A 7,282-nucleotide genomic window follows, 5' to 3' on the forward strand; every position below is an offset into this window, starting at 1 on the left:
AATTAGCCACGCAAACGGTAGCGGATCGAGAGGCTGACAGGCAGCAGACAAACGAATTGCGTGAAACTTTGGCACAACTAGCCACGCAAACGGTAGCGGATAGAGAGGCTGACAGGCAGCAAATGAATGAATTGCGGGAAGCTTTGACACAGCTAACCAGACGGGTGAATAACTTTATCGAAAGAATGGAGAGATATCGGGAGCAAAACGATGCCAATTACTCTGAATTGTTGCAGGGACGAGCAATGATAATTGACGTAATTAGACAACTTACTTTGGGACAAGGACGAATGGAGCAAGCAATACAGGGAATACAAGAAACTCAAGCATCTTTAGCAGCAGCGCAAGAGAGACAAGAACGGATTTTAGATTATTTGATCCGGCGAAGCGAGTAATAACGCAAGTTGCTAGTTACGATCGATCCCCCCTAACCCCCCTTAAAAAAGGGGGAACCGGAGATCAAAGTCCCCGACAACCAATTTTTTCACAAAACCCGTCCTACAAATTTATGTAATTTTTGGAGATAGAACGATGACGGAACTTACCGATTATAATGCTATATATAAAGCGATCGAAGAGATGGAATCCGATCTAAAACGTATTGTAGAAAGGATGAAGCGATCGCCAAACGGACACCTTTTTTCCGACGACATATACGAAGTAAAATTAAGCCAATTATCACCAAATGAATTGCTCGATCGCATTACTGAAATCAACGCACGACTTGCTTTGTCACAAGAGCAAATCATCGAAAAAGAAGAGGGCGAAAATGCTTAACATTTCAACTCCAACTTTTGAATATGTATTACCAGTGATTCGGGGAATTCAGTCAGGACGCGAATACTATGTTTCTATGTGTCCGGTGCGACTTTTGCCGAAACTTTTCCCTTTGGATGATGAGGAAATACTGCCGGAAATGAGGGGAAAGCGGACGTTAAATCGCCAACGAGTGCCAGCAATTGCTAAATATATTTTGGATAATCCTAAAAGCTATATTTTTTCGGCGATTACGGCATCTATTGATGCGGATATTACTTTTGAACCGATCGGCCCCGATAAAGAAGGGCGGAAAATTGGCAGATTGCGTGTGCCGATGGATGGTAAGTTTATCATAAATGATGGACAACATCGACGGGCGGCGTTAGAAATGGCGCTGAAGGATAATCCAGAATTGGGATATGAGACGATCGCACTTATTCTATTTTTGGATATTGGGTTGGCCCGATCGCAACAAATCTTCTCCGATCTCAACCGTTACTCAGTCCATCCCGATTCATCCTTGAATATTTTATACGATTATCGGGACAAATACGCTAATCTGGTGAGGGCGGTTGTGAAGCAAGTCGAGGTTTTCCGAAATCTGACAGATTGCGATCGCAATATACTCCCCACTCGTTCCGGTAAACTATTCACCCTCAATAGCATATATAATGCTACTCTTGCCCTTTTAGTTAATCATCGGGATGGGGAATTGGAAAGTGCGATCGAAATTGCCGTGCGTTTCTGGAATACAGTCAGCAGCTATATTCCAGACTGGGAAAGAGTTTTACGCAAAAAGGTAGACGCCGGGGAGATGCGGCGGGACTACATTCACTCTCACCCCACCACTCTTGCAGCTTTAGGCGCAACTGGCGCAACTCTCCTCTCCCTTTATCCTGAGAATTGGTCAGAAAATCTCGAAGGATTGGGACAAATTGACTGGTCGCGTTCTAATCTAGATTGGGAAAGGGGTATTTTGTCTAAAAGTGGGATATCTGGGTCACGTACCAGTGTTTGTTGGATGACTGCTTATCTTAAAAAGCGTCTGAATTTGCCGTTAACTGCGGATGAGGAACATTTAGAAAATTATCGTATTTAGCAGGGAGAGGGAAATGAGTTTTGGAGAACAGCAAGAAAATAAGAATTTAGCGTACTATTGCAAAGTTTTTTCTGAGCTTAACGTGAGCAGTAGCCGCCAACGTGGTGCCGCTCATTATAAGCCCATATTGCTTTTATCTGTAATTGATTTGATTTCACAGGAATTAATTACTGATAATCGGATTGCCGTGTCAGAGGATTTAATAGAAACATTTGAGAAATATTGGAATATCCTAGCTTCTGCATCTTATAAAGGCGGCTTGCATTATCCATTTTTTCATCTACAAAGTGATGACTTGGGTTGGGAGCTAACTTTCAAGTCCGGCTTTAACGGCCTACAACCTAAAACAACCAATAAGCTAAAAGAAGCTGTAGAATATGCAAAATTAGATGAGCCATTATTTGATTTATTACAAGACCCCCTTACTAGAACAGAGTTAATTGATTGCTTGATAGCTTCTTGGTTTTCATCAAACAGGAGGCAAATCGAGGATATTATCCAAATAAATCAAGATTTCCAAAGTATTACTCAAGAACAAATAGGAACAGAATCCAAAAATTTTGATGAACAACCTAAAATAGTTTTAAGGAAATCTGTTATAAGAAATGCTTTTTTCCGTAAGGCTATTGTACATATTTATGATTACAAATGTGCATTCTGTCGTTTAAGAGTTATGCGAACACTGACTCAAAATATAGTAGACGGCGCACACATAAAGCCATTTGCACAGTTTTTCGATAGCAGAATTAATAACGGGCTATCCTTTTGTAAAAATCATCATTGGGCATTTGACCAAGGTTGGTTTGGTATCGATGATGAGTACAGGATTATAGTTGCTGACGACTTACAAGAAGAATCACCAAACGCTAAACCGATGGAAGCTTTTCAAAATGAGCATATACTACTGCCAAGTTCAGAAAAATACTTTCCTAGCTTAGAAGCGCTTCAGTGGCATAAGCGGAATGTATTTAAGGCGTAATCAAAAATGGAGGTTTAAGAAATGATAGAAATTCAGCAGTTGTCACTATTTCCACCCCGCACAGTTGAGGAATTAGTCGAAGATATAGAGAAGCTTACTAAAGAAATTCAAGACTTGTACAGCCTAGACGAAATCCCCTGGATTTTAGGTTATTCGGGTGGCAAAGATTCGGGTACGGTAGTGCAGCTTATTTGGAATGCTATAGCAGCATTGCCTACAGAAAAACGCAAAAAAAAAATCTATGTAATTACAACAGATACTTTAGTAGAAAATCCTATAGTTTCTGGTTGGGTACGCAAATCATTAGAACGTATGAAATCTGCTGCCCAAGAACAGGAACTCCCCATAGAACCACATCTGCTTTATCCAGATATCAAAGATACTTTTTGGGTAAATCTGATTGGCAAAGGTTATCCATCACCACGCCATAGATTTCGGTGGTGTACTGAACGTCTAAAAATTTCTCCTTCTAACCGTTTCGTTCGTGATGTAGTGAGAGTTAACGGAGAGGTAATTCTTGTTCTGGGTACTCGCAAGGGTGAAAGTACTAAACGTGCTGCCTCAATGGAAAAGCATGAAGTAGGTAGAGTCAGTGACCGCCTCAGCCATAATTCAAACTCGCTGAAATCTCTGCTTTACCAAAGTCCTAGTCTCCCTAACGCTCTAATTTATAGCCCTATCCAAGACTGGCGGACTGATGAAGTATGGATTTATCTGAATCAGTGGCAAAATCCTTGGGGAAATAGCAACAAAGATTTATTTGCCATGTATCGAGGTGCAACCGCAGATAATGAATGTCCGTTAGTCATTGATACTTCAACTCCCAGTTGTGGCAGTTCCCGTTTTGGTTGCTGGGTTTGCACACTGGTAAATAAAGATAAATCTATGGAGGCAATGATTCAGAATGATGAAGAGAAAGAATGGATGCAGCCTCTACTTGATATCCGCAACGAATTGGATATTGAAGATGATGATGATAAAAGAGATTTTCGGCGCATTTGGGGTTATGTTCAACTTTTTGAGCGAAATGTAGAGGATGAAAAAACTGAAGTACAACCAATTCCCGGCCCTTATACTAAATTTTGGCGAGAACATTGGGTAAGACGAGTATTAGAAGCACAAACCCAAGTTCGTAAAACCGCACCGCCAGAAATGCGCGACATCACCCTCATCACCAACGAAGAACTAAGCGAAATTCGTCGCATTTGGCTAGAAGAAAAACACGAATTCGATGATAGCTTACCCAAAATTTACCAAGAAGTGACAGGCGAACCATTTCAAGATACCCGTCCTGGCGCAGACAGAACACTACTAGGGAGTGATGAATGGACAGTATTAGCAGAAATCTGCGAAGAGGATACCATGTACCTAGAACTGATGGCGAAACTGCTAGACACAGAACGCCAATACTATACAAAATCTCGTCGGACTGGAATATATGACGACTTAGAGAAATACTTCGAGAGTAGTTCTCGTTCAAAAGAAGACGCAATTCAAAAAGCCCACAATCAACGCGATTTCAAACAGGCGGCGAATGAAGGCAATGTTGAGACCATAAAAACTAGAGTTCAAGGGTTAGATACCATTCAAAATGAAGTTGCAAAACCCAAGGACACCTCTAAACAACTAAGTTGGGGAAGTTTGAAATTCCCAAGTAACGATGTAGATGATTCGGAAGGGGAGGATGGGGATAACTAAATGGGATTTGGATTTTTTTTTACCACAGATGAAGAGGGATGAACACAGATGAACACAGATGTAGGAGAAGTTTTATTGTTGGGTACAGAGATTTTTTTAGATGGCTAATGGTAAAATATAATAAGCATTTACAAATTGGCAAACCGTGAAATTTATCGAACTTGTCCTGCAAAACTTTGGCCCATACGCGGGACGACAAGTTATCAATCTATCTCCAGAAGACAATGAAAAATCTACCCCCATTATCCTGTTTGGCGGTATGAATGGGGGTGGTAAAACTACCCTCATGGATGCTATTCGACTTGCGCTTTACGGACAACGCGCCCAATGTTCTACTCGTGGCAATTTAGGCTATAGCGATTTCCTCACTCAATGTGTGAATCGCCACACGCCACCCACGGAAAAAACTCGCATTGAACTGTTTTTTGAACATATTGAATATAATCAAGTCATCAAATTACGAATAGTTCGGTATTGGACTGCTAATCCTAAAGATGGGAAAGACCATTTAGGGATTCTTGATGGAGAATGGCCCGATACGGCATTAGCCCAAACTTGGGATGAATATATCGAAAATTTGTTGCCTTTAGGTATATCTAATTTATTTCTTTTTGATGGCGAACAAGTCAAAGAATTAGCCGATTTAGACACTCCACCGCCTCTGGTGGTGGAGGCGATTAAATCTCTCTTGGGGCTAGAACTGGTTGACCGTTTATCGGTGGATTTAGATGTTCTCGTTAGTCGTAAACGCAAACAACTTGCTGGCGCGAAAGAACTTGCGGATTTAGATGAAATTGAACGCAAACTCAATAAATATAATGAGGAAAAAGAGGCGGTTACTCAGGAACAAGCTAATCTCACCAATCAGTCACATATTGCTAAAAAGAATCATCAGCAAACTTATAATAAATTCCTCTCTGAAGGTGGTAAAATTGCCGGAGAAAAAAGTCAGCTTGATCAACAACTGGAAGAGGCTAAAGAAAAAGCCCAGAAACAGCGTCAATCTCTTTGTGAATTAGCGGCAGGTGCTTTACCTTTAGCCCTAATTCAACCCCTTCTTATGGAAGCCGAAATTCAAGGCGAAAAGGAATCTGTTTGGCAACAGGCACAAGCAGCGCAAAACTTGATAAAAGAACGCGATCGCCGTTTACTCGATCGCCTAAATCAGCTACAATTAACTGCCCAAAAAATAAAGCAAATCCAAACATTTCTAGACGGTGAAAATAAGACTCTAGCCGAAGATATTGGGAAACCAGAAGAATTCAGATTAGGTGTAGATATCGAAACGCTAAAAAATCTTAGCCTGCTGCTACATCACCAACTTCCTTTAGAAATTAATCAAGCCGAAAACCAACTGCAATATCTGACTGAATTCGAGTCAGATATTGACTCAACCGAAAGACAGTTAGCTTCTGCTGCCGCGCCCGAAATTTATCAACGTTTACTAGATGCTGTCAACGAAGCAAAAGATGAAGAAATTAAAATAAAAGTGGCGGCGGAAATAGCCGATCGCAAAAAACTGGAACTCGAAAATGCGATCGCGCAAATAAAAAAAGACCTCGCCGCCTACGGCGAAGAATTCATGAACCGTAAAAACAGCCACCACATTATCACCTCCGCCGCCAAAGTCCAAAAAACTCTCCAAGTATTCCGAGAAAAATTAACACTCAAAAAACTGAACAAACTAGAAATACAAGTAACCGAATGCTTCCGGTATCTCCTGCATAAATCAAACTTAGTCCATCGCGTCGTCATTGATGCCAATAACTATAGCCTTTCTCTATACGATCCCGAAGGAAAATCAGTACCGAAACATCGCTTATCTGCCGGAGAAAAACAACTATTAGCGATCGCCTTATTATGGGGATTAGCGCGAGTTTCTGGACGTCAACTTCCCGTTGCGATCGATACACCTTTAGGACGTTTAGATTCCTCCCACCGCACCAATTTAGTTGAACGATATTTCCCCTCAGCTTCCCATCAAGTCATCTTGCTTTCGACGGATACCGAAATAGGGAAAATAGAAGTAGAAAAGCTGAGAGAACAGGATGCGATCGCACGAGAATATCTGCTAAAATACGATATCGAACAGCGACAGACTATTGTGGAAGAGGGTTACTTTTGGTAGCATAGGATAGTTTTTTACCACAGATGAAGACAGATGAACACAGATGAACACAGATGGGAATTGAATCGGATTACGGAGAAAATTATAGGTTGTGCGTTCACAGTGTCGAATACCTTGGGATGCGGCTTCTTGGAGAAAGTTTATGAAAATGCTTTGGTACATGAATTACGTAAAGCAGGGTTGCGAGTTCACCCGCAGTACCCAATCAAAGTTTATTATGATGGGATTGTGGTAGGAGAGTTTGCAGCTGATTTGCTGGTAGAACAACTTGTACTGGTAGAACTCAAAGCAATCAGAACCATGACCGAAAAAGATCGAGCTCAATGCCTAAACTACATCAAAGCTACCAACCTACCCCTCTGCCTACTCATTAACTTCGGCAACCCTAAAGTCGAAATCAAACGTATCGCCGGAAACATTTAACGCAAAAATCAACACAAATCATCATCCCATCTGTGTTCATCTGTGTTCATCCCTCTTCATCTGTGGTAAAAAAAAACCTATAGAACCACCAACCAACCAAATCCTCCTATCCCAAACCACCGGAAACATTTAACGCAAAAATCAACACAAATCATCATCCCATCTGTGTTCATCTGTGTTCATCCCTCTTCATCTG

General features: G+C 41.2%; 7 protein-coding genes. All 7 read left to right on the forward strand.

The features are described from left to right. On the forward strand, window positions 1-395 hold a 395-nt coding region (locus LAY57_RS32445), incomplete at its 5' end, for a hypothetical protein (protein ID WP_249071315.1). Window positions 396-531: 136 nt separating this feature from the next. Further along, the gene (locus tag LAY57_RS32450; RefSeq protein ID WP_249071316.1) at window positions 532-777 is read left to right on the forward strand and encodes a hypothetical protein; all 246 of its coding nucleotides are present in this window, start codon (window positions 532-534) and stop codon (window positions 775-777) included. Then, window positions 770-1,858, forward strand: a complete 1,089-nt coding sequence (gene dndB / locus LAY57_RS32455) for a DNA sulfur modification protein DndB (protein WP_249071317.1) — start codon at window positions 770-772, stop codon at window positions 1,856-1,858. The genes LAY57_RS32450 and dndB overlap by 8 nt, the downstream gene beginning before the upstream one ends. 13 nt (window positions 1,859-1,871) lie before the next feature. Further along, on the forward strand, window positions 1,872-2,837 hold the full coding sequence (locus LAY57_RS32460) for an HNH endonuclease (protein ID WP_249071318.1): 966 nt from the start codon (window positions 1,872-1,874) through the stop codon (window positions 2,835-2,837). Window positions 2,838-2,858: 21 nt separating this feature from the next. Next, window positions 2,859-4,535 carry a DNA phosphorothioation system sulfurtransferase DndC gene (dndC, locus tag LAY57_RS32465; RefSeq protein WP_249071319.1) on the forward strand — a complete coding sequence of 559 codons (1,677 nt, stop codon included), beginning with the start codon at window positions 2,859-2,861 and terminating at the stop codon, window positions 4,533-4,535. A 145-nt stretch (window positions 4,536-4,680) separates the two neighbouring features. Then, complete coding sequence (gene dndD, locus LAY57_RS32470) at window positions 4,681-6,663, forward strand: DNA sulfur modification protein DndD (protein ID WP_249071320.1); 1,983 nt, start codon at window positions 4,681-4,683, stop codon at window positions 6,661-6,663. A gap of 33 nt (window positions 6,664-6,696) precedes the next feature. Then, window positions 6,697-7,086 (forward strand): GxxExxY protein, encoded by a 390-nt coding sequence (locus tag LAY57_RS32475; protein ID WP_249071321.1) that lies wholly within the window; start codon window positions 6,697-6,699, stop codon window positions 7,084-7,086. The last annotated feature ends 196 nt before the right edge of the window (window positions 7,087-7,282 follow it).

The organism is Argonema antarcticum A004/B2 (assembly GCF_023333585.1).
Classification (GTDB): Bacteria; Cyanobacteriota; Cyanobacteriia; order Cyanobacteriales; family Aerosakkonemataceae; genus Argonema; species Argonema antarcticum.